The sequence below is a fragment of the Pseudomonas sp. Pmew2 genome, assembly GCF_058129885.1.
In genome coordinates, this window is the sequence record NZ_CM176702.1 from 2,676,961 (window position 1) to 2,698,477 (window position 21,517).

The following is a 21,517-nucleotide window of genomic DNA, read 5'->3' on the forward strand; positions in this document are numbered from 1 at the left end:
GAGGTGCTCCCGATAGTGTTCATCGTACGGTGCGCGCCAGGGCTTCGATCTCGATCAGGTAGCCGTGGTGCAATTCTGGAACCGGCACCACGGCGCGGGCCGGGCGATGGTCGCCCAGATAGCCTGCATAAATGCGGTCGAAGGCCGGCCAGTGCTGGATGCCTGCGATGTAAATGGTCACTTTCAGCAGGTCATCGGTCGTGCATCCTGCTGCCTCAAGAATGGCAGCCAGGTTGTCCAGCGCAATAACGGCCTGCACCTCGAATGGCTCGTCGACGCTGTGGCTGCCGTCAGCGCGCACCGGCAGTTGCCCGGAAACATGCAGCGTGCCTTCATGCAACACTGCCTGGGAATAATGCCCGCCTGGCGCGGCGGCCAGGGGTGTGCGAATCAGTTCGATATCACCAGCCATGCAAGCGACTCCAGGTGTGAATTGCGCCTTCGGCATCGCAGGCGTGGTAGTCCGGGAACTGCGCACCGGTAGCACAGGCGTGGTTGGGCAGAATGCGCAGCCGGCTGCCGATGGGGAAGCGCGCAGTAATGTCTGCCTGGCTGCCGGTGGCGAGCGTGATGATGCCATGCTCCTGATTGGCACCCGTCACCCGCGCGCCGTCGATCCACTCGCCGGTTTCGCTGCACACCTGGCCGTAGCCGAAATCCTCACACTGGCGCTGGGTGCCGCGATCCCGGCTCATGGCCATCCAGCCTGCGTCAACGATGATCCAGCCCTTGTCCTGCTGATGGCCGATGACCGTGGTCAGCACACTCAGGGCCAGTTCGTCGGCGCGGCACACGCCGATGTTGTGCATCACCAGATCGAAGAATACATAGACCCCGGCACGTACTTCGGTCACGCCTTGCAGGCTCTGCGCCGACAGCGCGGTAGGCGTCGAGCCGATGCTGACTTCCGCGCAGGGCAGCCCCGCTTGCCGAATGCGCTCGGCGGCGCTGACGCAAAGCCTGCGCTCCTGCTCGGCGAGGGCTTGCAGCGCTTCGGGGGTGTCGAGGTCGTAACTGGACCCGGCATGGGTCATGACCCCTCGCAGGTGCATGCCGCCCTCGATCAGCGTTCTCGCGACGTCGAAGAGCGAAGGGTCGTCGACGGTCAGCCCGGAACGATGGCCGTCGCAATCGATTTCGATCCACACATCAAAGTTCTCATCATGTCGCTGGCCGAAGGCGACAATCGCCTGGGCAGCGACCACGCTGTCGGTCAGGATGCTCAGGCGGCAACCGTTGCGCCGCAGTTTGAGTGCCTGGTCCAGTTTGCCAGGTGCGATGGCGACGGCGTAGAACACGTCGTTGATGCCCTCGGCAAAGCAGTGTTCGGCCTCCTTCAGGGTCGAGACCGTCACGCCGCTGGCACCTGCAGCTATCTGCGCCTGAATCACCGGCAGGCATTTGCTGGTCTTCACGTGCGGACGCAAACGCACACCCAGTTCATTCATGCGGTGTTGCATGCGCTGGATATTGCGCTGCATACGCGGCACATCAAGCAACGCGACAGGCGTATCGAGAGAAGACAAGAGGGCAGACATGGCAGAGCTCGCGTGACTGGGTACGGCTGTCACTCTACTCATGCGTGATGAAGCTGTGGTTCAATGCTTTGTCATCAATCCTTAAGCTGAGCTGAATGATCGCTATTGAAGACCTGCGTCTGGCCGTGACCCTGTCGCGCTGCGAATCCCTCAGTGCTGCTGCCAGAGTCCTGAATGTCTCGCCGCCCGCGTTGTCGATGCGCTTGCGCAAGCTGGAGACGCAACTGGGCATTACCCTGGCCAATCGTGACGCCAGGCGCTTGAGCCTGACGGCCGATGGCGAACGTTTCGCACAGGAAAGCGCGCACCTGCTGGAACAGCTTGAAGCGCTTCCGGAATCGTTCAAGCAGCACGATGAGCGACTGGTCGGCACCCTGCGTCTGGCAGCGCCGTTTGGTTACGGTCGCCAGCGCATTGCGCCTTTGCTGGCGCGCTTTGCCAAACTGCATCCGCAGTTGTGCCTGCACCTGGACCTGCGCGAAACGCCGTGGCCTGATCGGCATGACAGCGACGCAGTGATTCATATCGGCAGCCTCAATGACAGTCTGTGGATCGCCAGACCTCTGGCGCACAACCATCGCTGGCTGTGCGCCAGCCCGGCTTATCTGGAGCAGCACGGCGCGCCTTCGACGCCTGACGAGCTGGCTTGTCATCGCTGCATCTGCATTCGCGAAAACGATGAAGACGTGACCCTCTGGCACCTGAGCAAGGGCCAGGCGAAAAAGACCCTGCGCATCGAGCCTGCGCTGCTCAGCAACGACGGCTCGGTTGCCCGGCGCTGGGCCGAGCAGGGGCTGGGCATCGTCTTGCGCTCGCAGTGGGACGTCAGCGACGCCATTGCCAGCGGCAGGCTGGTGAGGGTGCTGGCCGATTGGCAACTGGCCAGCGCTCCGATCAACCTGCTGGTGCCCGTGCGCAAGCACCGCAGCGCCAGGGTGCAGGCACTGACGGAGTTTCTGGAGACGGCGCTGAAGAGCTGATCACATTAATCACGTAGGCGCTGTTGGTCGCAGTATCGAACACCTCAATTGACGCTCACAGCAACGCGCGGGTATAAACCGCGTCTTGTGTTTTTGTCGGATTTTTCTCCATGAGCTTCAGCCCCCTGATTCGCCAGTTGATCGATGCCTTCCGCGTGCTGCCGGGCGTCGGTCAGAAAACCGCTCAACGCATGGCGTTGCAGCTGCTGGAGCGCGACCGCAGCGGCGGCTCACGGCTGGCGCTGGCCTTGGGGCAGGCGATGGATGGCGTTGGTCATTGCCGCTCATGCCGCACCCTCACCGAAGAGGAGCTCTGCCCGCAATGCGCCGACCCGCGCCGTGATGACACGCTGCTGTGTGTGGTGGAAGGGCCGACGGATGTCTACGCGGTGGAGCAGACTGGTTATCGCGGTCGCTACTTTGTGCTCAAGGGCCATCTGTCGCCACTCGACGGCCTGGGACCGGAAGCCATCGGCATTCCGCAACTGATGGAGCGTATCAGCCAGCAGGGCACCTTCACTGAGGTGATCCTCGCCACCAACCCGACGGTGGAAGGCGAAGCGACGGCGCATTACATCGCCCAGTTGCTCCACGAAAAAGGCCTGGTGGCGTCGCGCATTGCTCACGGTGTGCCATTGGGTGGCGAGCTGGATCTGGTCGACGGCGGCACCCTGGCGCACTCGTTTGCAGGGCGCAAGCCGATTGCGTTGTGACCGTGCCGACAGCCTCCTTCAAGGTGAGGTCTGGCGTCTGACCAGCTTTCTCATGGCGGATGCCAGGGCAGCGCTGTTGTCGTCCTTCCAAGGGTGATAGCCTGGCAGCAGGTACTGAATCCATACCCAGGCGTTGGAGGAGATCAAGCCTCTGACGCCAAACATCATCTTGAACAACTGCCAGTAGCCGGACAGCGCTTTGTCCGACCGCCTGCTTGCACAGAGTACCCGCAGCAGTGAGATATAAAAGGCACTCCAGAAGGGTGGACTTATAACCAATGTGGTCAGTGTGCGGTACACGTACTGCCGCCATCCTGGCGTGATCACCTGCTGCCAGACCTCAAAGGACACCGACTTGTGTTCGAGCTCCTCGAGTGAATGCCAAGTCAGCATGTCTCGATAGCCTTCGACGCTGCTCTGCAGAATGGATGGCATTTTCAACAGTTTTGACGAGGCGGCAGCGGTGTGATGTTCGAGCATCATGACCGTCGCCAACCTGAACCATCGGGCAACCCAGCGCTTTTGGGTGATACCGTACAAGGTCTGCCATCCCCGGATGATTTGGTCGACGGGCAGCCCGGCTGCCTCAATCAAGGCGTTGTAGCGTCGGTGCTCACGGCTGTGGATGGCCTCTTGCGCCACCAGACCGTCGATTTTCTCGATCAGCTCCGGATCTTCGATACTCTCGCGATATTCGCGCAGGCTCTCGATGATGTAGCGCTCCGTCAGCGGCGTTACGATGGACATAGTATTGAGCAATACCGTTGTCTGAACGCAGTGGTTGTGCCAGTCGGTAATGCGATCCGCCGGCAGGTCAAACTTCAGGTCTCTGCGCACCGGGATCATGGATATCAGGCCATCCTGGGTGCTCCCGTAATTGAGTTCTGCCGACACCGGCGCTGTATGACGATTCATCATTAATCCTCCGACTGAGTACTCTTGATTTCAGTAACCACGAAGATTAGATGTTCAGACGTTCAACAATGCCTCTGGCAGACCAACTGCAAGACTATTTCGCGATGGTGCCTGCGCGTTTATCGACGCGGCGTAATATCCCGCTCCACCGGCGGCGCATCCGGGTCCTGACCCACCGGAAACTTGCCTTTCAGGTGCCAGGCAAACGCGATGATTTCGGCAATCGTGCGGTAGAGCGGCTCGGGGATGCTGTCGCCCAGTTCCATGCGTGCCAGCAGTTTGACCAGTTCGGCGTTCTCGTAGATCGGCACTTCATATTCACGGGCAATGGCCAGAATGGCCTCGGCCAGCTGGTCGTCGCCCTTGGCGCTGAGCGTCGGGGCCTGTTGGCCGTCGTAGCTCAGGGCAATAGCCTGGCGCGGGACATGATCGGGTAGGGACATCAGGCGTTCTCGTCAATCCAGCGTTGTTCAAGGGCGGTGCGCGGGCCGCTGGGCGGTGCGCCGTGGCTGCAGGCCAGTTCGCCCACTGCCAGGCCGCAGGCAATCAGCCGCTCGCGCAAATATCCCAGTTCATGTTCGATCAAGGCCGCACTGTCGGGCCGCTCGGCCCATAGCTGACTGGACAGCGTGCCGCGCAACAACTGCGCATGCACCTGCAGCGGCCCCAACGGCTCAAGGTCGAATGCCAGATCGACTTTCCAGAGCTTTTCCCGGGTTTCCTTGATCTCGACATCGTCGCGGTCTTCGGCAGCTTCCTGATCCGGCTTGTCTTCACGCTGCACCTTGACCTGCAAGGGCACGATGTCATGCGCGTTACGCATCGGCACTTCCAGTTGCCAGGTGGTCACCTGCGTGCCGTCGGCATTGGTGCGGGTCTGCTCCAGACCGCCCAACTGGTGGCTTTGCAGGCGCGAAACAGCCGCCGCAGCCAGCTTGAGCAGAATCTCCAGGTCGTCCTCTTTTTCGCCACCGCTAACATTGCGCGACGGCAACGGAAAGATGCTCGGCTGGGTGCGTGCGGCAACCAGCCCAAGGGTGCCCAGGGCATTGCGAATCGCATTGGGCATGGCCCGCGCCAGGGTGTTGGAAGCAGCGGCGGCGCTGTAAGTGGTGTTGTCCGGCAACCCCGGCAGAATCTGTGCAATCAGGCGCATCAGGTTGGCTTTCATGTCCGGAACCTGAGCCGGATTGAGCCCGGCAAGCAGCTTCGCTTCCAGAAACACGCCGCTGGCATTGAGGGCCTGGGCGACGCCTTTCGGTGTGCTCATCTGCTCTATGTCGGGCAGATCGTCCAGCAACTGGCTGATGGCGGCTTGCAGCGGGGCGCTGATCCCAGAGTTGCTGGCAGGGCTGGCACTGGTTGTATTGGCTGACTGCAGGTTTTGCAGGGCGTTGATCAGGTTATCCAGCGAGCCCTGGCGGTTTTGCTGAGCAGCCAGTTGCTGCGCCACGGCCAGTTGATCGAAACGACCGGGCAGGGCGACGAAGTTCAGCGCCTGGTTGCCTTGTACCTGCGCGCTCAGCAGGCTGCCGACCGTCAGCGGCTGCGGGCTTTCGATGGTCAGGCTGGAGCCCGCCAGTGCAGTATTGAGCAGCATCACGATGGAGCGATAGGTGGGCGTTGCGGCACCCGGGTTTTGCGTGGCCAGTTGATTGACTGCCTGCGCGATCACCTGGCTGGTCATGACCTTGCCCTGCAACAGCGTGCCGACCGGCAATTGTTGCGTATCGATGCTGGTCATCGAGTTTTTCAGTGCGCTGTTGATCTGTTGCAGCGTCAGTGTCAGCTCGTTGGGCGAGGCTTGCGCCACCTGCAACAGGCTGCCGGGCGTGAACGGTACGCTGCTGGTGACCTGCAGGTTGGTCAGGCTGCCATTGGCGAGTACCAGCCGCAGCAGCAACTGGAAGTTCTGGTTGACCTGCTTGAGGGTCAGCACTTCGGCGTCGACGGTTTCGCCTTCGGGGATCAGATTATCCGCCGATTGCAGCAGGGTCAGCACCTGCGCAGGGGAGATGCCGGCGCGCAGCAGGGTTGTGGTAGGGATTGTCGCCGGGACGCTGGTGATGTCGCCTGTCATTGAAATATCGACCTGAGGAAATTGCCCCTTTGATAACAGGACTCGCATGTATAATACCGGCCAAAACCGGACCGGCCGCCATTAACTTCTCTTCATGTAACGGCCATATCACCCCCGACTTGAACCGCCTTTTACTGCGTATGTGTCTGTTTTGGTACATTTCGCGATGCTCCAGCACTGGAAACGCCCGATGATCCCAGCCCCCCCATTTTTGCAAGCGACGGCCCTGACGTGTGAGCGGGACGGGCGGATGCTTTTCGAAAACCTTGATCTGCAGGTGCGCACGGGGGACATGCTGCAGGTCAGCGGCCCCAATGGCAGTGGCAAGACCAGCCTGCTGCGCCTGTTGTGCGGGCTGATGCAACCCACGGCCGGGCACGTGCTGCTCAACGGCCAGCCAGCGGGCCGCCAGCCGACAGCGCCGGGGCTCAATCTGTTGTGGGTTGGCCATGCGTCGGCGCTCAAGGACCTGCTGACACCGCTGGAGAATCTTTCCTGGCTCTGTGCGCTTCATCATCCTGCCGATGCCGATGCCGATGCCATTTTCAATGCGCTTGACGCGGTCGGGCTGGCAGGTTTCGAAGATGTGCCGTGTCACACCTTGTCGGCCGGGCAGCAGCGTCGCGTCGCGCTGGCGCGTCTGTATCTGCCAGGCCCGCCACTCTGGCTGCTCGATGAACCGTTCACCGCGCTGGACCGCCAGGGCATTGCCCAACTGGAACACCATCTTGCCGGGCACTGTGAAAAGGGCGGCATGATCGTCATGACCACTCATCACACCCTGAGCCGCCTGCCTGCGGGCTATCGGGACATCGATCTGGGGCAGTGGTCAGCATGAACAATGTCTTTGCCCTGCTGATCGCCCGTGAGTTTCGCCTGCTGGCCAGGCGTCCGGCAGAGCTTGCCAACCCGCTGGTGTTCTTTGCGATTGTGGTCGCCTTGTTCCCGCTGGCGCTGGGGCCGCAGACGCAATTGTTGCAAGCCTTGTCACCGGGGCTGGTCTGGGTCGCGGCACTGCTGGCCGTGTTGCTGTCGCTGGACGGGCTGTTTCGCAGTGATTTCGAGGATGGCTCGCTGGGACAGTGGGTTCTTTCGCCGCACCCGCTGGCCCTTCTGGTCTTGAGCAAAGTGCTGGCACACTGGGTTTTTTCCGGGCTGGCACTGGTATTGTTGTCGCCCTTGCTGGCGCTTATGCTGGGGCTGCCGGTGCGGTGCCTGCCGGTGTTGATGGTGTCGCTGCTATTGGGCACGCCAGTGCTCAGCCTGCTGGGTGCAGTCGGTGCGGCGCTGACCGTGGGTTTGAAGCGCGGCGGCCTGTTGCTGGCGTTGTTGATTCTGCCGCTGTACATCCCGGTATTGATTCTGGGCAGCGGTGCGTTGCAAGCCGCGCTGCAAGGCATGCCAGCGACTGGCTATCTGCTGTGGCTGGGCTGCCTGAGCGTGCTGGCGATCACTCTGACCCCCTTTGCGATAGCCGCTGGCCTGAAAATCAGCGTCGGTGAATAAATTGAGGTTCCGGGATCGAGAATTCGATGCCGGTCAACACCCTGGATACACCTGATGAAAAGCAACGCCATGAAAAGCAGCATCGGTTGGGCCTGGCTGCACACACTCGGCTCACCAAAAGGGTTTTACCGCATCAGCGCACGTCTGCTGCCGTGGCTGAGTGTGGCCGCTGCACTGCTGCTCGGCATCGGCATCATCTGGGGGCTGGCGTTTGCGCCGCCGGATTACCAGCAGGGCAACAGCTTCCGGATCATTTATATCCATGTGCCTGCCGCCATGCTGGCCCAGTCCTGCTACGTCATGCTGGCCCTGTGCGGCGTGGTCGGGCTGGTCTGGAAAATCAAACTGGCCGATGTCGCGCTGCAATGCGCTGCACCCATTGGCGCGTGGATGACCGCGCTGGCACTGGCGACCGGCGCGATCTGGGGCAAGCCGACCTGGGGCGCGTGGTGGGTCTGGGACGCGCGCCTGACCTCAATGCTGATTCTGCTGTTCCTGTATTTCGGCCTGATCGCGTTGGGCAATGCCATCAGCAACCGCGCCAGCGCTGCCAAGGCCTGTGCACTGCTGGCCATCGTCGGCGTGGTGAATATCCCGATCATCAAATATTCGGTCGAGTGGTGGAATACCCTGCACCAGGGCGCGACGTTCAGCCTTACGGAAAAACCGGCCATGCCTGCCGAAATGTGGCTGCCGTTGTTGTTCACGGTGTTGGGTTTCTACTGCTTCTTCGGCGTCGTATTGCTGCTGCGTATGCGCCTTGAAGTGCTGCGTCGCGAGTCGCGCACCCAGTGGGTCAAGGCCGAGGTTCTGCGGAGCCTGGGGCAAACGCCAGAACCGTCGGAGGGCAGGTCTTGAACTTCGCGTCATTCAGCGACTTTCTCGCCATGGGCCGCCACGGGCTGTTTGTCTGGTCGGCCTACGGTCTGTGCCTGTTGGTGTTGCTGATCAACGTGGCAATGCCGCTGGTGGCGCGCCAGCGGTTCCTGAAACAACAGGCGCGTCGCCTGAAACGGGAGAATCGTTGGTGAACCCGTTGCGCAAAAAACGTCTGTTGATCATTGCCGCCCTGCTGGCTGGCGTCGGGCTGGCCCTGACCCTGGCGCTCGGTGCGCTGAAGGAAAACATCAATCTGTTCTACACCCCAAGCCAGATCGCCAACGGCGAAGCACCGCTGGACACGCGCATTCGTGCTGGCGGCATGGTGGAAAAGGGCTCATTGCAGCGTTCGGCGGACTCGCTGGATGTGCGTTTTGTGGTCACCGATTTCAACAAGTCGGTGACCATCACCTATCGCGGCATTCTTCCCGATCTGTTCCGCGAAGGGCAGGGCATTGTCGCGTTAGGCAAGCTCAATGCGCAGGGTGTGGTGGTGGCCGATGAGGTGCTGGCCAAACATGACGAGAAGTACATGCCGCCCGAAGTCACCAAGGCGCTGCGCGACAGCGGCCAGGCGGTACCGGGCGGCTCTTCCACACCTGCGAAACAGGGCTGATCGATGATTCCCGAACTCGGCCATCTCGCGATGATTCTGGCACTCGGCTTTGCGCTGGTGCAGGCCATTATTCCGCTGATCGGTGCATGGCGCGGCGACCGCCTGTGGATGAGCCTGGCGCGTCCGGCGGCGTGGGGCCAGTTCAGTTTTCTGATCTTTGCCTTCGGTTGCCTGACCTACGCGTTCATGACCGACGACTTTTCCGTTACCTATGTGGCGCAGAATTCCAATACGGCGCTGCCCTGGTATTACAAATTCAGCGCCGTGTGGGGCGCGCATGAAGGCTCGTTGCTGCTCTGGGCGCTGATTCTCGGCGGCTGGACCTTCGCTGTTTCGGTGTTTTCCCGGCAATTGCCTCAGGTAATGCTGGCGCGGGTGCTCGCCGTGATGGGCATGATCAGCCTGGGCTTTCTGTTGTTTCTGATCCTCACCTCCAACCCGTTCGCCCGTCTTCTGCCGCAAATGCCTGCCAACGGACGCGATCTCAACCCCCTGTTGCAGGATATAGGCCTGATCGTGCATCCGCCGATGCTCTACATGGGCTATGTCGGTTTTTCCGTGGCCTTTGCCTTCGCCATCGCCGCCTTGCTTGGCGGCCGACTCGACGCCGCCTGGGCGCGCTGGTCGCGGCCATGGACGCTGGTGGCCTGGGCCTTTCTCGGTATCGGGATCAGCCTTGGCTCATGGTGGGCTTATTACGAACTGGGCTGGGGCGGCTGGTGGTTCTGGGACCCGGTGGAAAATGCCTCGTTCATGCCCTGGCTGGTGGGCACTGCGCTGATTCACTCGCTGGCGGTCACGGAAAAACGTGGCGTGTTCAAGAGCTGGACGGTATTGCTGGCGATTGCCGCTTTTTCCCTGAGCCTGCTGGGCACGTTCCTGGTGCGTTCCGGGGTGCTGACTTCGGTGCACGCCTTTGCCTCGGACCCGGCACGCGGCGTGTTCATTCTGATGTTCCTGCTGGTCGTGGTGGGCGGCTCGCTGACCCTGTTTGCGATTCGTGCGCCGGTGGTCAAAAGCCATGTCGGCTTCGGCCTGTGGTCGCGGGAAACCCTGTTGCTTGGCAATAACCTGTTACTGGTGACTGCTGCGTCGATGATCCTGCTGGGCACCCTTTATCCGCTGGTGATCGATGCCATGAGCGGAGCCAAGATGTCGGTCGGCCCGCCGTATTTCAATGCGCTGTTCGTACCGTTGATGGGGCTGTTGCTGGTGGTCATGGCGGTCGGCGTGCTGGTGCGCTGGAAGGACACACCGCTGAAATGGCTGCTGGGCATGCTCGCCCCGGTACTGGTCGGCAGCGCCGTGCTGGCGGTGATCGCCGCCCTGCTCATGGGCGATTTTCAGTGGGCGGTGCTGGCCACCTTCATGCTCGCCGCCTGGGTGCTGCTGGCCGGGGTCCGCGACTTGCTCGACAAGACCCGTCACAAGGGCCTGCTTCGCGGCGCGCTTGGCCTGACCCGCAGTTATTGGGGCATGCAGTTGGCGCACCTTGGTATCGTGGTGTGCGCGCTGGGCGTGGTGTTGTCCAGCCAGAACAGCGCCGAGCGCGATTTGCGCATGGCCCCTGGCGAGTCCACTGAGCTGGGCGGTTACGTCTTTGTATTCGAGGGCGCGAAGCATTATGAAGGGCCGAACTTCACCTCCGATCGCGGCACCGTTCGCGTCTTGCGCAACGGGCTTCAGCTCACCGAGCTGCACCCGGAAAAACGTCTGTACAGCGTGCAACAGTCAATGATGACCGAAGCAGGCATTGATGCCGGTTTCAGCCGTGATCTTTACGTAGCATTGGGTGAACCGCTGGGCAATGGCGCCTGGGCCGTACGGGTTCACGTCAAACCGTTTGTGCGCTGGATCTGGCTCGGCGGTCTGCTGACCGGTCTGGGTGGTGTGCTGGCGGCGTTTGACCGTCGTTATCGCACGCGGGTCAAAAGCAAGGTGCGCGAGGCATTGGGCATGTCGGGAGCTGCACTGTGAAACGCTGGGTCATGCTCCTTCCACTGGCGTTGTTTCTCGGCGTGGCGGCGTTCCTGTATCGCGGTTTGTATCTGGACCCCGCCGAGCTGCCGTCGGCGCTGATCGGCAAGCCGTTTCCGCAGTTTTCGCTGCCCGAAGTTCAAAGCAGCCGCGTATTGACCCGCGCCGACCTGCTGGGCAAACCCGCACTGGTCAACGTCTGGGGCACCTGGTGCGTGGCCTGTCGGGTGGAGCATCCTGTGCTGACCCGGCTGGCGCAGCAGGGCGTGCTGATCTACGGCGTTAACTACAAGGACGTCAACGCCGACGCGCTGAAATGGCTCAAGGAATTTCACGATCCTTATCAGCTGAATATCCGTGACGACGACGGCTCGCTGGGGCTGAACCTGGGCGTGTACGGTGCGCCGGAGACCTTCCTGATCGACCGTCAGGGCATTATTCGTTACAAGCATGTCGGGGTCATCGATGAGGCTGTGTGGCGAGAAAAGCTCGCTGCCCGTTACCAGCAATTGGTTGATGAGGCGCAGCCATGAAGCGCTGCCTGATGATTGTCCTGCTCAGCGTGCTGTGCTCAGGCATCGCCCACGCTGCCATCGACGCCTACACTTTTCGCGACGAGGCCGAGCGTGCACGCTACAGCGAACTGACCAAGGAACTGCGCTGCCCCAAATGCCAGAATCAGGACATCGCCGATTCCAACGCGCCTATTGCCGCTGACTTGCGCAAGGAAATCTACCGCATGCTGGGTGAAGGGCAGAGCAATCAGCAGATCATCGACTTCATCGTTGATCGCTACGGTGACTTCGTTCGTTACAAACCCAGCCTCAATGCGCGCACCTGGTTGCTCTGGTTCGGCCCGGCCGGTCTGCTGATCGGCGGTCTGGTGGTGATCTGTTTCATCGTCGGGCGGCGTCGCAAGGCGAACTCCGAACAGGCCGATGTGCTTTCCGAGGATGAGCGACAACGCCTCGCCGCTTTGCTGGATGACCACCGCCCATGACCGATTTCTGGATCGCGACCGGGCTTCTCTTGCTCGTGGCGCTGGGGTTTCTGCTGATACCGGTGCTGCGCGGCCATCGTGCGCAACGTGAAGAAGATCGCACAGCCCTGAACGTGGCGTTGTATCAGGAGCGGCTTAGCGAGTTGCAGGTTCAGCAAGAGCAGGGCGTGTTGTCGGTGACGCAATTGCAAGGCGCTCGTGCCGAAGCTGCGCGCAAGCTGCTCGCCGACACTGAAGGCGCAGAGCCTGCCCGCACATCGCGTCTGGGCAAGCCCTCGCTGGTGCTGGCTGCGGTGCTGGTCCCTGTATTGGGGCTGGCGGGTTATCTGCAACTGGGTGCCAGTGACCGGGTTGAACTGAGCCGCGAATTCGCTCGACCACCAACCTCGCTGGCAGACCTGACCCAGCGCCTGGAGCGCAGCGTGCAGGCTCAGCCGGATTCAGCCGAAAACCTGTATTTTCTGGCGCGCAGCTACATGGCGCAGAACCGCCCCGGTGACGCCGCGCAGATGTTCGAGCGCTCGGTGGCACTGGCCGGAAGATCGCCAGAGTTGCTCGGGCAGTGGGCACAGGCGTTGTATTTCGCCAGCGACAAACACTTCACCGCACAGGTGCAGGCGCTGACCGACGAAGCGCTGCAGGCCGACCCCAACGAAGTCACCAGCCTCGGCCTGCTGGGGATTGCCGCGTTCGAAACACAGCGTTATCAGGCAGCCGTGGATTACTGGACCCGCCTGCTGGCGGCGTTGCCCGCGCAGGACGCTTCGCGCTCGGCGCTGGAAGGCGGCATAGCCCGCGCCAGAGAAAACCTTGCCGGGCAGGCCGCGCCGGTCAAGGCCAGGGCGCTCAAGGTGCGTGTCACGCTGGCTGCCTCGCTCAAGGGTAATGTTCAACCGGGTGACAGCGTGTTCATCTTCGCCCGTGCAATCAACGGCCCGGCCGCGCCACTGGCGGTCAAACGCATCACGGTGGCGGACCTGCCTGCCGAGGTTGAACTGAGTGATGCCGATGCAATGATGCCGCAACTGAACCTGTCGAACTTTGCGCAAGTCCAACTGGTTGCGCGAGTGTCTCGCGCAGGGCAGCCAACCACCGGTGAGTGGGTTGGCCGCAGTCAGCCGCTGGCCAGCGATACTCAGGCGCAGCAGGCGTTGATCATCGACAGTCCGGATAACTAGAGAAATCGCTTATGTACCGTACCGCACGCATCACCTTGTTGGGGCTGGTCGTTGGCCTGAGTGCCTGTGCTGTCCAGCATCCGGCACCGCCTCACAGCCAGGATCCGATCCTTAACCTGCCGGGCGGCCAGCAACCCGGCGCACCGCGCCCGAACACGGCGCCTGCCGAGCCTGCCAAAGCGCCAGCCGCAGCGCCGAAGACCTCGGCCAGTTTCGCCCCGCCACCGGGCGGTGGCAGCCATTGGGACCCGCGCCTGGGGGTGTACGTGATGGACGATCAGCCCAACACCTTCTATCGCCAGCGTACTTACTATCAGTGGAACAACGGCTGGAGCTGGGCAACCAACCCTAACGGTCCGTGGCAGGCGACCGACGCCAGCGGCGTTCCGGCCGGGCTGGGTAAGCAGTTCAGTAACTGATTCAAGCCTGCAAATGAAAACGGCGACCTGATGGGTCGCCGTTTTGCGTTTCGGGGGACTTATTTGCCCGGATAGATCTGGTCGAACACACCACCGTCAATGAAGTGGGTCTTCTGCACTGTGCGCCAGTCACCGAAGGTTTTCTCGACCGACAGGAAGTCCACTTTCGGGAAGCGGTCGGTGTATTTGGCCAAGACCTGCGGATCACGTGGGCGCAGGTAGTTTTTCGCCGCGATTTCCTGACCTTCCGGTGACCACAGGTATTTCAGGTAATCTTCGGCCAAGGCGCGGGATTTTTTCTTGTCCACGACCTTGTCGACCACACTCACTGGCGGCTCGGCTTCTGCCGACACGGACGGGTAGACCACTTCAAACTGGTCGCGACCGAATTCACGAGCGATCATTTCCGCTTCGTTTTCGAAGGTCACCAGCACGTCGCCGATCTGGTTAGTCATGAACGTTGTGGTCGCGCCTCGACCGCCCGTGTCGAGCACGGGCACATGGCGGAACAGTTCACCGACGAATTTCTTCGCGGCCGCTTCATCGCCACCTTTTTTCAGGGTGTAGCCCCAGGCCGACAGGTACGTGTAGCGGCCGTTGCCCGAGGTTTTCGGGTTAGGCACGATGACTTCCACGCCATCCTTGATCAGGTCCGGCCAGTCTTTCAGGGCTTTCGGGTTGCCCTTGCGCACGATAAAAACAGTGGCCGAGGTGAACGGCGCACTGTTATTCGGCAGGCGGCTGACCCAGTCTTTCGGCACCAGCTCGCCATTGTCGGCCAGCGCGTTGATATCGGTCGCCATGTTCATGGTGATGACGTCAGCCGGCAGCCCGTCGATGACCGAGCGCGCCTGCTTGCTCGAACCGCCAAAGGACATCTGCACGGTCACGTCTTCATTTTTCTCGGCTTTCCAATGCTTCTGGAAGGCGCTGTTGTAGTCCTTGTAGAAATCACGCATCACGTCGTAGGAGACGTTGAGCAGCGTCGGGGCTGCCTGGGCAGCGCTGGCAAAGGCCAGGCCAGCGGCCAGTAGCGAGGCGGCGAAGAGTTTATTCACTGCAGGGTCCTTGAGATGAAGAATTGTGTGTAAAGCCTGATGGCGTAATGCCGCGACACTATCAGTATCGCGCCTGCTGTTTAAAGACTGAAAAGGTCTTTGCTTATGCCTTGGACTCTACTTTTGCAAACAATTGATTACCGCAGCGTGAGCAGAACGCCGCGCCGTGTTCGTGGAAGTTCTTCGAGCACACCGGGCAATCGTGTTTCAACTGTTCGCCGCGCATGGCGTTGGCCAGTTCGGCGGTGAATATACCGGTGGGCACGGCGATGATCGAGTAGCCGATGATCATCACCAGCGACGAGAGCATCTGCCCGACCGGCGTCTTCGGCACGATATCGCCAAAGCCCACAGTGGTCAGGGTCACGATAGCCCAGTAAATGCCTTTGGGGATGCTGGTGAAGCCGTGCTCCGGGCCTTCGATCACGTACATCAGCGTGCCGAACACCGTGACCAGAGTGGAAACAGTGACCAGAAACACGATGATCTTCTGCTTGCTGCCGCGCAGCGCAGCAAGCAAATAGTTGGCCTGGCGCAGGTAAGTGCCGAGCTTGAGCACCCGGAAAATCCGTAGCATACGGATGATCCGCACGATCAGCAGGTATTGCGCGTCGCTGTAATAGATCGACAGAACCCCCGGCACAATGGCCAGCAGGTCGACCAGCCCGTAGAAACTGAACGCGTACTTCAGCGGTCGGGGCGAGCAGTACAGGCGCAGGATGTATTCGATCGCGAACAGCAGCGTAAAGCCCCATTCGATCCAGGCGAACAGCATTGCGTAATCGCGATGAATACTCTCGATGCTGTCGATGACCGTGACCAGCAGGCTGAGCAGAATCGCGACCAGCACAATCTTGTCAAACGTTCTGCCAGCAGGCGTATTCGCCTCGAAAATAACGATATGCAACCGCTCGCGGCGGCTGAGAGAGGTGTCCATGGTGCTTCCCGATTCGAATATCGGCAGAGCCTAGGAGCATGGGCGGGTGAGTGCAAGTGCGTTGGCACCCCATTCAAAGATCGGATGCAGAGCGTCCAGAACAGCGTTACTACGCTGGAGGGTCAGGAACGATAACCTCAACTATCCTCATTGACGAAAGCGCAAGGTTGCCGAGGGCAACTCGCCGTAGTACTTGCGATATTCCTGCGAGAACCGCCCCAGGTGCGCAAACCCCCATTTCATTGCGATATCGGTCACCGAATCGGTACCGGGGTTGCGCAATTCCAGGTGTACGCGCTCCATGCGTACGTTGCGCAGGAACGCCATCGGACTGATGTTGCGAAACTCCCGGAACCCGGAAAATAGCGTACGCACGCTGACCCCCGCATGCTCGGCCAGTTGTTCGATGGACAGCGGCTCATGAGCGTGGGCGAGGATGAACTCTTCGGTGCGTTTGACAAAGTACGGCGAAACCCGACGGGCCGGTTCCGGCGCGCTCAACGGGTTTTGCAGGGTGTTTGGCTGCCCGTAGATAAGGGCATTGATCAGCGTCGCTTCAAACTGCTTGAGCACCAGCGGGTTATGGATGGGGTGCCCGTCGCAGGCCAGTGCATCGGCCAGTGCACCGAGCAACTGCAGAAAGTAGCTCGCGTTAGGATGGGTCAGCAGCAGTTCGGGTTTGAAGCGCAGCGGGGTTTTCAAACCATGGCCCAGATGCTGGGCACAATGTTTTTCGACCTCTTGCCGATCCAGACGCAAGGCCAGTTGTGGAGCATCGGCGGCCCAGCGCATCGAAACCGGTGTGTCGGGCGAGATGATTGAGGCGCATTGTGCCGAGGACGTAAAACGCACGCCGTCACAGTGGATCTCGGCACTGCCGCGCGTTGGAATCTGAATCAGAAAGAAATTTTCCAGTCGGCCCGGATCGATGCTCACCGGCACCCCGTACTCCAGCCGGCTCAACGACAGCTTGCCCAGATGCACATGGTGCATGGAAGCACTGACTTCCTGCGTGGATGTCGCCACCTTCAGATCATGAGGTTTGAATACCTTGCCCACCTGTTCACGAATGCGTTCCCGGTCATGCAGCAAAAAGAGACGGTTCTGCGCTGTAAACAGCGGCGTGTTTTCAAAAAGCGCCCCACCCAATTCCGAATTCATGGCAACTCTCACTCGTGCACGGTTTCAAGGCAGCTTGAGTCTTTATGTCACCCGCCATTTTCACACTGCGGATAACGCTCGCAGTTTCTGGATACTGCGGCCGCTCTGCTGTTTCTTTTTGGCCACTTTTTTGTGGTCCTGACGAGTACTTAGCAAACGCCACGCCAGTTCTACGCATGCGGATTTATTGCGTATCGAAAGAAAAAAAGCGTTGTGCAACTTTCCGCGCCGTCCGGACAGGGCCCGCAGCCAGCGGATAGTGGATCCCGTTCAAGGCTCGCAAGATTGGCTCCAACTTCACACGATGTTGGAGACTCGCAAATGAACGGTCGCTATGTCAGCGTCAATGCGCACGATGGAAGACAGTTCCAGGCCTACGTGGCCACTGCAATCGGTGGAAGCGGCCCCGGAGTGGTGCTTTGCCAGGAAATATTCGGGGTCAATCAGGCAATGCGCGACGTTGCCGACTTCCTCGCCGAGGAAGGCTACAGCGTACTGGTGCCCGATCTGTACTGGCGGCAGAAGCCTGGCGTCGAGCTGGGTTACAGCGAAGAGGATTTTCAGCAGGCGTTCGGTTTTTATCAGGCGTTTGACGAGCGTGCCGGTGTCGATGACATTCGCGCCAGCCTGCATGCCCTGCGCCAACTGCCTGAATGCACCGGCAGTGCTCAAGGGGTGGTGGGTTATTGCCTGGGCGGCAAGCTGGCGTATCTGGCCGCCTGCCGCCTACCCGAGGTGGCGTGTGCAGTTGGCTATTACGGGGTTGGCATAGAGAAGGCGCTGGCCGAGCTGGAAGGGCTGCAAGGTCGCCGTCTGGTGTTGCACGCTGCCGAGCTGGATCAATTCTGCCCCACAGAGGCCCGTGCCGAGATATTTGCCGCCGCACAGAACACGCCGGGCGTGGAAACCTACCTTTATCCCGGCGTCGATCACGCCTTCGCCCGTCCCAACGGCCACCACTTCAACAAGCCCGCCGCGCTGATGGCGCATGAACGCACTGTGGCGGCACTGCGCCGCACGCTTGGCCCCGAATACGACCTGTCAGCGCTCTGGGAAGAGCACATTCGCCATGAGTTCGAGACCCGTGACGTGCCCGCAACCATGGCCACCATGGTTGCCGAACCGTACGTCAATCACATTCCGACCATGACCGGCGGTGTCGGCCATGCGCAATTGAGCCGCTTCTATCAGCACCATTTTGTGCACGGCAACCCGCAGGACATGGCGCTGACGCCTATTTCCCGAACGGTGGGCGCTACCCAGATCGTCGACGAATTCATCATGACCTTTACCCACGACAGCGAGATCGACTGGATGCTGCCGGGCGTCGCTCCCACGGGGCGCAAGGTGCAGATACCGATGCTTGGCGTGGTGAAGTTTCGAGGCCCCAGGCTTTGTCACGAGCACATCTATTGGGACCAGGCCAGCGTGCTGGTGCAGGTCGGTCTGCTCGACCCGTCCGGGCTGCCCGTCGCCGGGGTTGAAACCGCCCGCAAACTGCTTGATGAGAGCCTGCCTTCCAACAGCCTGATGCCCAACTGGGCGAACAGTGCCGACCAAAGCGCCTGAGGATTAACCATGTCTACATTTCTGAACTCCGATGCCTTGCACGGCAAGGTCGCTTTGATCAGCGGCGGCGCAACACTGATCGGCATGGCCGTGGCCCGTGGACTGATCGATGCTGGCGCGCGAGTGGCGCTGTTCGACATTGACGCCGAAGCCGGTCAGCGCGCTGCCGAACAGCTGGGCAAGCAGGCGCGATTTTTCCCCGTTGATATCACCAGGGATGAAGAGATCAGCGAAGCCCTGACCGGGGTGCGCCAGGTGTTGGGCTCGGTAAACCTGCTGATCAACCTGGCCTGTACCTATCAGGATGACGGCTTTGCTTCCTGCCGCGAAGACTGGCTGCAAGCATTGAACGTCAATCTGGTTTCGGCCATCGCTCTGGCTCAGGCCGTACACGACGATCTCAAGGCCAGTGGCGGTGCGATTGTCAATTTCTCTTCCATTTCTGCGGGCTGCGCGCAGACCGGTCGCTGGCTGTACCCGGTTTCCAAGGCGGCGATCAAACAATTGACCCGCAGCATGGCTATGGACTTAGCCCCCGACGGCATTCGTGTCAATTCGGTATCACCGGGCTGGACCTGGTCGCGGGTAATCGCCGAGGTCAGTGGTGGCGATCGCGCCAAAGCCGATCAGGTGGCGGCTTCGTATCACCTGCTGGGCAGGCTCGGCGAGCCCGCTGAAGTGGCCAACGTCGTGACTTTCCTGTGCTCGTCAGCAGCCAGCTTTGTCACCGGTGCCGACTATGCCGTGGACGGCGGCTATTCGGCGATGGGGCCCGAGCAGAACCTGTCTGCCATCCCGCGCCTGGCGCAGTGATGGCTTCGGTAGACACGCAGCCTTTTCATAACGCTTGGCCCCGGTGTGACACGCCTACCCACTCACAACAACAGGAATGCCATCATGCGTCGTATTGCAATCGTCGGAGCCGGCCAGGCCGGTCTGCAACTCGCTCTCGGGCTACTTGCCGAGGGCTATCACGTCACCCTGACCACCAACCGCACGGGCGAGCAGATTCGCAACGGCAAGGTCATGTCCAGCCAGTGCATGTTCAACACCTCGCTGCAGACCGAACGTGATCTGGGGCTCAACTTCTGGGAGCAGCAATGCCCGGCTGTCGAGGGTATCGGCCTGACCGTGCCGCACCCGGAGCTGCCCGGCGAGCAACTGTTCAGTTGGGCCGCGCGGCTGGATCGCTACGCTCAGTCAGTGGATCAGCGGGTGAAAATGCCGGTATGGATGGACGAGTTCGTCAAACGTGGCGGCGAGCTGGTCATTGCCGATGTGGGCATCGACGAGCTGGAAACCTTGTCGTTGAACCATGATCTGGTGCTGCTGGCCGCTGGCAAGGGCGAAGTGGTCAACCAGTTCGCCAAAGACCCGCAACGCACGCAGTTCAGTCAGCCGCAGCGGGCGCTGGCGCTGACCTACGTAAAGGGCATGACGCCGGTTTCGCCGTTTTCCAGGGTGGCGTTCAATCTGATTCCCGGAGTCGGCGAATACTTTGTGTTTCCTGCGCTGACCACCAGCGGCCCTTGCGAAATCATGGTGTTCGAAGGTATCCCCGGCGGCCCTCTGGACTGCTGGCAGGACATCAAGACGCCTGAAGCCCACTTGCAGAAAAGCCTGGAAATCGTTCGCCAGTACCTGCCCTGGGAAGCCGAGCGTTGCCACAACCTGAGCCTCACCGACGATCAGGGTTTCCTCTCCGGGCGCTTCACGCCGATGGTCCGCCGCCCGGTACTGACCCTGCCGTCCGGACGTCAGGTGTTGGGTATGGCTGACGCGCTGGTGGTCAACGACCCAATCACCGGACAAGGCTCCAACAACGCCGCCAAGTGCAGCAAGGTCTATCTGCAATCGGTGCTCGATCGTGGCGATCAAGCGTTCGATCAGGCGTGGATGGAGCAGACCTTCGAGCAGTACTGGAGCTACGCCCGGCATGTGGTGGAGTGGACCAACAGCATGCTCACGCCGCCGCCCCGGCATTTGCTCGAACTGCTCGGCGCGGCCAGCCAGTCACTGCCGCTGGCTTCTGCCATCACCAACGCGTTCGACGACCCGCGCCAGTTTGCTCCGTGGTGGTTCGACGCCGAACAATGCCAGGCCTTTATCCAGAAGAACAACAAACAAGCGGCATAAGACTGCTGCCAGAGGGAGCCCCTATGAGCACTGATATCGAAACCACCCAGCCACTGTGTGACGCGAAAGACTCTGACCCCCGCGACTTGCGCGGTCTGTTGGGCCAGTTCGCCACTGGCGTCACGGTCATAACGACCTGCACTGCCGACGGACGCAAGGTGGGCATGACCGCCAACTCGTTTTCATCGGTTTCGCTGGAGCCCGCGCTGGTGCTCTGGAGCCTGGCACGCAGCGCACCGAGCCTGAACGATTTCTGCGAGGCCAGCCACTTTGCGATCAACGTGCTCGGTGCCGAGCAGCATGGCCTGTCGCGGCACTTTTCCCGACCTTCCAGCGACAAGTTCGCCGGCGTGGCACACGCGGCCGGTACGGCTGGCGTACCGCTGCTCGATGACGTGGTCGCTACGCTGGTGTGCCGCAACGTGCGCCAGTACGAGGGCGGTGACCACCTGATCTTCATCGGCGAAATCGAGCATTACCGATACAGCGGCGCAGAACCGCTGGTCTTTCACGCAGGCCAGTACCGGATTGCCGCCGCGCACCCCGGACTGGCCCAGTAAGCCTGCCGCACGACATGCAGAAAAACGGGGAGATAAACGCATGAAAACGCAACTGATGTGTGTTTGCGGGGCGGGTTTATTGATCGCACAAGGGGCCGGTGCCTATGACTTGCCGGTGGTCAATCTGGGCCTGACCAGCTTTCTGGACGGCGGTTTGCCCGCAGGTCCCGGATGGTACTTGCAAGAGTATTTCCAGAATTACAGCGCTGATCGCCTGCGCGACAAGGACGGCAAAGCCCTGGGTTTGCCTAGGGTCTGTTCCCGTTTCGACGTAACCCATTGATCTCTATGAGAA

General features: G+C 60.9%; 24 protein-coding genes and 1 pseudogene. 17 read left to right on the forward strand and 8 right to left on the reverse strand.

Annotated elements, in window-relative coordinates; all coding sequences use genetic code 11:
- Positions 1 to 19: 19 nt before the first annotated feature.
- Together AC4ANK_RS12180 and AC4ANK_RS12185 are read right to left on the reverse strand one after the other, a co-directional pair.
- On the reverse strand, positions 20 to 412 hold the full coding sequence (locus tag AC4ANK_RS12180) for a RidA family protein (RefSeq protein ID WP_002554231.1): 393 nt from the start codon (positions 410 to 412) through the stop codon (positions 20 to 22).
- Positions 402 to 1,538 (reverse strand): DSD1 family PLP-dependent enzyme, encoded by a 1,137-nt coding sequence (locus AC4ANK_RS12185; RefSeq protein WP_002554230.1) that lies wholly within the window; start codon positions 1,536 to 1,538, stop codon positions 402 to 404. The genes AC4ANK_RS12180 and AC4ANK_RS12185 overlap by 11 nt, the downstream gene beginning before the upstream one ends.
- A gap of 95 nt (positions 1,539 to 1,633) precedes the next feature.
- On the opposite strand from AC4ANK_RS12185, the gene AC4ANK_RS12190 reads away from it, so the two are divergent.
- The gene (locus AC4ANK_RS12190; RefSeq protein WP_002554229.1) at positions 1,634 to 2,518 is read left to right on the forward strand and encodes a LysR family transcriptional regulator; all 885 of its coding nucleotides are present in this window, start codon (positions 1,634 to 1,636) and stop codon (positions 2,516 to 2,518) included.
- A 110-nt stretch (positions 2,519 to 2,628) separates the two neighbouring features.
- Complete coding sequence (recR, locus tag AC4ANK_RS12195) at positions 2,629 to 3,231, forward strand: recombination mediator RecR (protein ID WP_002554228.1); 603 nt, start codon at positions 2,629 to 2,631, stop codon at positions 3,229 to 3,231.
- A gap of 18 nt (positions 3,232 to 3,249) precedes the next feature.
- On the opposite strand, the gene AC4ANK_RS12200 is transcribed toward recR, so the two are convergent.
- The 3 genes from AC4ANK_RS12200 to fliK all read right to left on the reverse strand — a co-directional run bounded on the left by AC4ANK_RS12200 (position 3,250) and on the right by fliK (position 6,226).
- A complete protein-coding gene (locus tag AC4ANK_RS12200; protein WP_002554227.1) occupies positions 3,250 to 4,146 on the reverse strand; it encodes a metal-dependent hydrolase in 897 nt (298 codons plus the stop codon).
- A gap of 119 nt (positions 4,147 to 4,265) precedes the next feature.
- On the reverse strand, positions 4,266 to 4,589 hold the full coding sequence (locus tag AC4ANK_RS12205; RefSeq protein ID WP_002554226.1) for an EscU/YscU/HrcU family type III secretion system export apparatus switch protein: 324 nt from the start codon (positions 4,587 to 4,589) through the stop codon (positions 4,266 to 4,268).
- A complete protein-coding gene (fliK, locus tag AC4ANK_RS12210; RefSeq protein WP_031595100.1) occupies positions 4,589 to 6,226 on the reverse strand; it encodes a flagellar hook-length control protein FliK in 1,638 nt (545 codons plus the stop codon). The genes AC4ANK_RS12205 and fliK overlap by 1 nt, the downstream gene beginning before the upstream one ends.
- Positions 6,227 to 6,416: 190 nt before the next feature.
- Here fliK and ccmA point away from each other — a divergent pair, with 190 nt between their 5' ends.
- The 10 genes from ccmA to AC4ANK_RS12260 are packed head-to-tail and all read left to right on the forward strand — an operon-like array spanning position 6,417 to position 13,801.
- Positions 6,417 to 7,064 carry a cytochrome c biogenesis heme-transporting ATPase CcmA gene (ccmA, locus tag AC4ANK_RS12215; RefSeq protein ID WP_044423772.1) on the forward strand — a complete coding sequence of 216 codons (648 nt, stop codon included), beginning with the start codon at positions 6,417 to 6,419 and terminating at the stop codon, positions 7,062 to 7,064.
- On the forward strand, positions 7,061 to 7,732 hold the full coding sequence (ccmB, locus tag AC4ANK_RS12220; protein WP_002554224.1) for a heme exporter protein CcmB: 672 nt from the start codon (positions 7,061 to 7,063) through the stop codon (positions 7,730 to 7,732). Before ccmA ends, ccmB begins: the two co-directional genes overlap by 4 nt.
- A gap of 54 nt (positions 7,733 to 7,786) precedes the next feature.
- Positions 7,787 to 8,590 carry a heme ABC transporter permease gene (locus tag AC4ANK_RS12225; RefSeq protein WP_002554223.1) on the forward strand — a complete coding sequence of 268 codons (804 nt, stop codon included), beginning with the start codon at positions 7,787 to 7,789 and terminating at the stop codon, positions 8,588 to 8,590.
- Entirely contained in the window at positions 8,587 to 8,763 is a 177-nt protein-coding gene (ccmD, locus tag AC4ANK_RS12230) for a heme exporter protein CcmD (protein ID WP_002554222.1), read from the forward strand. Before AC4ANK_RS12225 ends, ccmD begins: the two co-directional genes overlap by 4 nt.
- Entirely contained in the window at positions 8,760 to 9,227 is a 468-nt protein-coding gene (gene ccmE, locus AC4ANK_RS12235; protein WP_002554221.1) for a cytochrome c maturation protein CcmE, read from the forward strand. Before ccmD ends, ccmE begins: the two co-directional genes overlap by 4 nt.
- A 3-nt stretch (positions 9,228 to 9,230) precedes the next feature.
- Complete coding sequence (locus AC4ANK_RS12240; protein WP_002554220.1) at positions 9,231 to 11,204, forward strand: heme lyase CcmF/NrfE family subunit; 1,974 nt, start codon at positions 9,231 to 9,233, stop codon at positions 11,202 to 11,204.
- Positions 11,201 to 11,737, forward strand: a complete 537-nt coding sequence (locus tag AC4ANK_RS12245) for a DsbE family thiol:disulfide interchange protein (protein WP_002554219.1) — start codon at positions 11,201 to 11,203, stop codon at positions 11,735 to 11,737. The genes AC4ANK_RS12240 and AC4ANK_RS12245 overlap by 4 nt, the downstream gene beginning before the upstream one ends.
- A complete protein-coding gene (locus tag AC4ANK_RS12250) occupies positions 11,734 to 12,204 on the forward strand; it encodes a cytochrome c-type biogenesis protein (RefSeq protein ID WP_002554218.1) in 471 nt (156 codons plus the stop codon). The genes AC4ANK_RS12245 and AC4ANK_RS12250 overlap by 4 nt, the downstream gene beginning before the upstream one ends.
- Positions 12,201 to 13,382 (forward strand): c-type cytochrome biogenesis protein CcmI, encoded by a 1,182-nt coding sequence (gene ccmI, locus AC4ANK_RS12255; RefSeq protein ID WP_002554217.1) that lies wholly within the window; start codon positions 12,201 to 12,203, stop codon positions 13,380 to 13,382. Before AC4ANK_RS12250 ends, ccmI begins: the two co-directional genes overlap by 4 nt.
- An 11-nt stretch (positions 13,383 to 13,393) precedes the next feature.
- On the forward strand, positions 13,394 to 13,801 hold the full coding sequence (locus tag AC4ANK_RS12260; RefSeq protein WP_002554216.1) for a hypothetical protein: 408 nt from the start codon (positions 13,394 to 13,396) through the stop codon (positions 13,799 to 13,801).
- A 59-nt stretch (positions 13,802 to 13,860) separates the two neighbouring features.
- Here the strand turns inward: AC4ANK_RS12260 and AC4ANK_RS12265 are convergent, their stop codons facing one another.
- The 3 genes from AC4ANK_RS12265 to AC4ANK_RS12275 form a co-directional block, all read right to left on the reverse strand.
- Positions 13,861 to 14,859, reverse strand: a complete 999-nt coding sequence (locus tag AC4ANK_RS12265) for a sulfate ABC transporter substrate-binding protein (protein ID WP_002554215.1) — start codon at positions 14,857 to 14,859, stop codon at positions 13,861 to 13,863.
- Between the two features lie 103 nt (positions 14,860 to 14,962).
- Positions 14,963 to 15,796 carry an ion transporter gene (locus tag AC4ANK_RS12270; RefSeq protein WP_002554214.1) on the reverse strand — a complete coding sequence of 278 codons (834 nt, stop codon included), beginning with the start codon at positions 15,794 to 15,796 and terminating at the stop codon, positions 14,963 to 14,965.
- Between the two features lie 147 nt (positions 15,797 to 15,943).
- Positions 15,944 to 16,957: an AraC family transcriptional regulator gene (locus tag AC4ANK_RS12275; RefSeq protein WP_031595095.1), complete on the reverse strand. Its 1,014-nt coding sequence runs from the start codon at positions 16,955 to 16,957 to the stop codon at positions 15,944 to 15,946.
- 321 nt (positions 16,958 to 17,278) lie between these two features.
- On the opposite strand from AC4ANK_RS12275, the gene AC4ANK_RS12280 reads away from it, so the two are divergent.
- The 5 genes and pseudogenes from AC4ANK_RS12280 to AC4ANK_RS12300 all read left to right on the forward strand — a co-directional run.
- A complete protein-coding gene (locus AC4ANK_RS12280; RefSeq protein ID WP_031595093.1) occupies positions 17,279 to 18,526 on the forward strand; it encodes a dienelactone hydrolase family protein in 1,248 nt (415 codons plus the stop codon).
- A 9-nt stretch (positions 18,527 to 18,535) separates the two neighbouring features.
- Positions 18,536 to 19,339, forward strand: a complete 804-nt coding sequence (locus AC4ANK_RS12285) for an SDR family oxidoreductase (RefSeq protein WP_002554211.1) — start codon at positions 18,536 to 18,538, stop codon at positions 19,337 to 19,339.
- Between the two features lie 84 nt (positions 19,340 to 19,423).
- Positions 19,424 to 20,662, forward strand: coding sequence for a styrene monooxygenase/indole monooxygenase family protein (locus AC4ANK_RS12290; RefSeq protein ID WP_031595090.1), 1,239 nt, complete (start codon positions 19,424 to 19,426; stop codon positions 20,660 to 20,662).
- A gap of 23 nt (positions 20,663 to 20,685) precedes the next feature.
- Positions 20,686 to 21,222: a flavin reductase family protein gene (locus tag AC4ANK_RS12295; protein WP_002554209.1), complete on the forward strand. Its 537-nt coding sequence runs from the start codon at positions 20,686 to 20,688 to the stop codon at positions 21,220 to 21,222.
- Positions 21,223 to 21,262: 40 nt separating this feature from the next.
- Positions 21,263 to 21,475 (forward strand): annotated as a pseudogene (locus AC4ANK_RS12300) (phenol degradation protein meta); the annotation flags it as partial.
- Positions 21,476 to 21,517: the final 42 nt, after the last annotated feature.

Bases quoted from the DNA above. Each gene is read 5' to 3' on its own strand.
- AC4ANK_RS12180 (WP_002554231.1), bottom strand. From the start codon at position 412: ATGGCTGGTGATATCGAACTGATTCGCACACCCCTGGCCGCCGCGCCA.
- AC4ANK_RS12185 (WP_002554230.1), bottom strand. From the start codon at position 1,538: ATGTCTGCCCTCTTGTCTTCTCTCGATACGCCTGTCGCGTTGCTTGAT.
- AC4ANK_RS12190 (WP_002554229.1), top strand. From the start codon at position 1,634: ATGATCGCTATTGAAGACCTGCGTCTGGCCGTGACCCTGTCGCGCTGC.
- recR (WP_002554228.1), top strand. From the start codon at position 2,629: ATGAGCTTCAGCCCCCTGATTCGCCAGTTGATCGATGCCTTCCGCGTG.
- AC4ANK_RS12200 (WP_002554227.1), bottom strand. From the start codon at position 4,146: ATGAATCGTCATACAGCGCCGGTGTCGGCAGAACTCAATTACGGGAGC.
- AC4ANK_RS12205 (WP_002554226.1), bottom strand. From the start codon at position 4,589: ATGTCCCTACCCGATCATGTCCCGCGCCAGGCTATTGCCCTGAGCTAC.
- fliK (WP_031595100.1), bottom strand. From the start codon at position 6,226: ATGACAGGCGACATCACCAGCGTCCCGGCGACAATCCCTACCACAACC.
- ccmA (WP_044423772.1), top strand. From the start codon at position 6,417: ATGATCCCAGCCCCCCCATTTTTGCAAGCGACGGCCCTGACGTGTGAG.
- ccmB (WP_002554224.1), top strand. From the start codon at position 7,061: ATGAACAATGTCTTTGCCCTGCTGATCGCCCGTGAGTTTCGCCTGCTG.
- AC4ANK_RS12225 (WP_002554223.1), top strand. From the start codon at position 7,787: ATGAAAAGCAACGCCATGAAAAGCAGCATCGGTTGGGCCTGGCTGCAC.
- AC4ANK_RS12240 (WP_002554220.1), top strand. From the start codon at position 9,231: ATGATTCCCGAACTCGGCCATCTCGCGATGATTCTGGCACTCGGCTTT.
- AC4ANK_RS12250 (WP_002554218.1), top strand. From the start codon at position 11,734: ATGAAGCGCTGCCTGATGATTGTCCTGCTCAGCGTGCTGTGCTCAGGC.
- ccmI (WP_002554217.1), top strand. From the start codon at position 12,201: ATGACCGATTTCTGGATCGCGACCGGGCTTCTCTTGCTCGTGGCGCTG.
- AC4ANK_RS12260 (WP_002554216.1), top strand. From the start codon at position 13,394: ATGTACCGTACCGCACGCATCACCTTGTTGGGGCTGGTCGTTGGCCTG.
- AC4ANK_RS12270 (WP_002554214.1), bottom strand. From the start codon at position 15,796: ATGGACACCTCTCTCAGCCGCCGCGAGCGGTTGCATATCGTTATTTTC.
- AC4ANK_RS12275 (WP_031595095.1), bottom strand. From the start codon at position 16,957: ATGAATTCGGAATTGGGTGGGGCGCTTTTTGAAAACACGCCGCTGTTT.
- AC4ANK_RS12280 (WP_031595093.1), top strand. From the start codon at position 17,279: ATGAACGGTCGCTATGTCAGCGTCAATGCGCACGATGGAAGACAGTTC.
- AC4ANK_RS12285 (WP_002554211.1), top strand. From the start codon at position 18,536: ATGTCTACATTTCTGAACTCCGATGCCTTGCACGGCAAGGTCGCTTTG.
- AC4ANK_RS12290 (WP_031595090.1), top strand. From the start codon at position 19,424: ATGCGTCGTATTGCAATCGTCGGAGCCGGCCAGGCCGGTCTGCAACTC.
- AC4ANK_RS12295 (WP_002554209.1), top strand. From the start codon at position 20,686: ATGAGCACTGATATCGAAACCACCCAGCCACTGTGTGACGCGAAAGAC.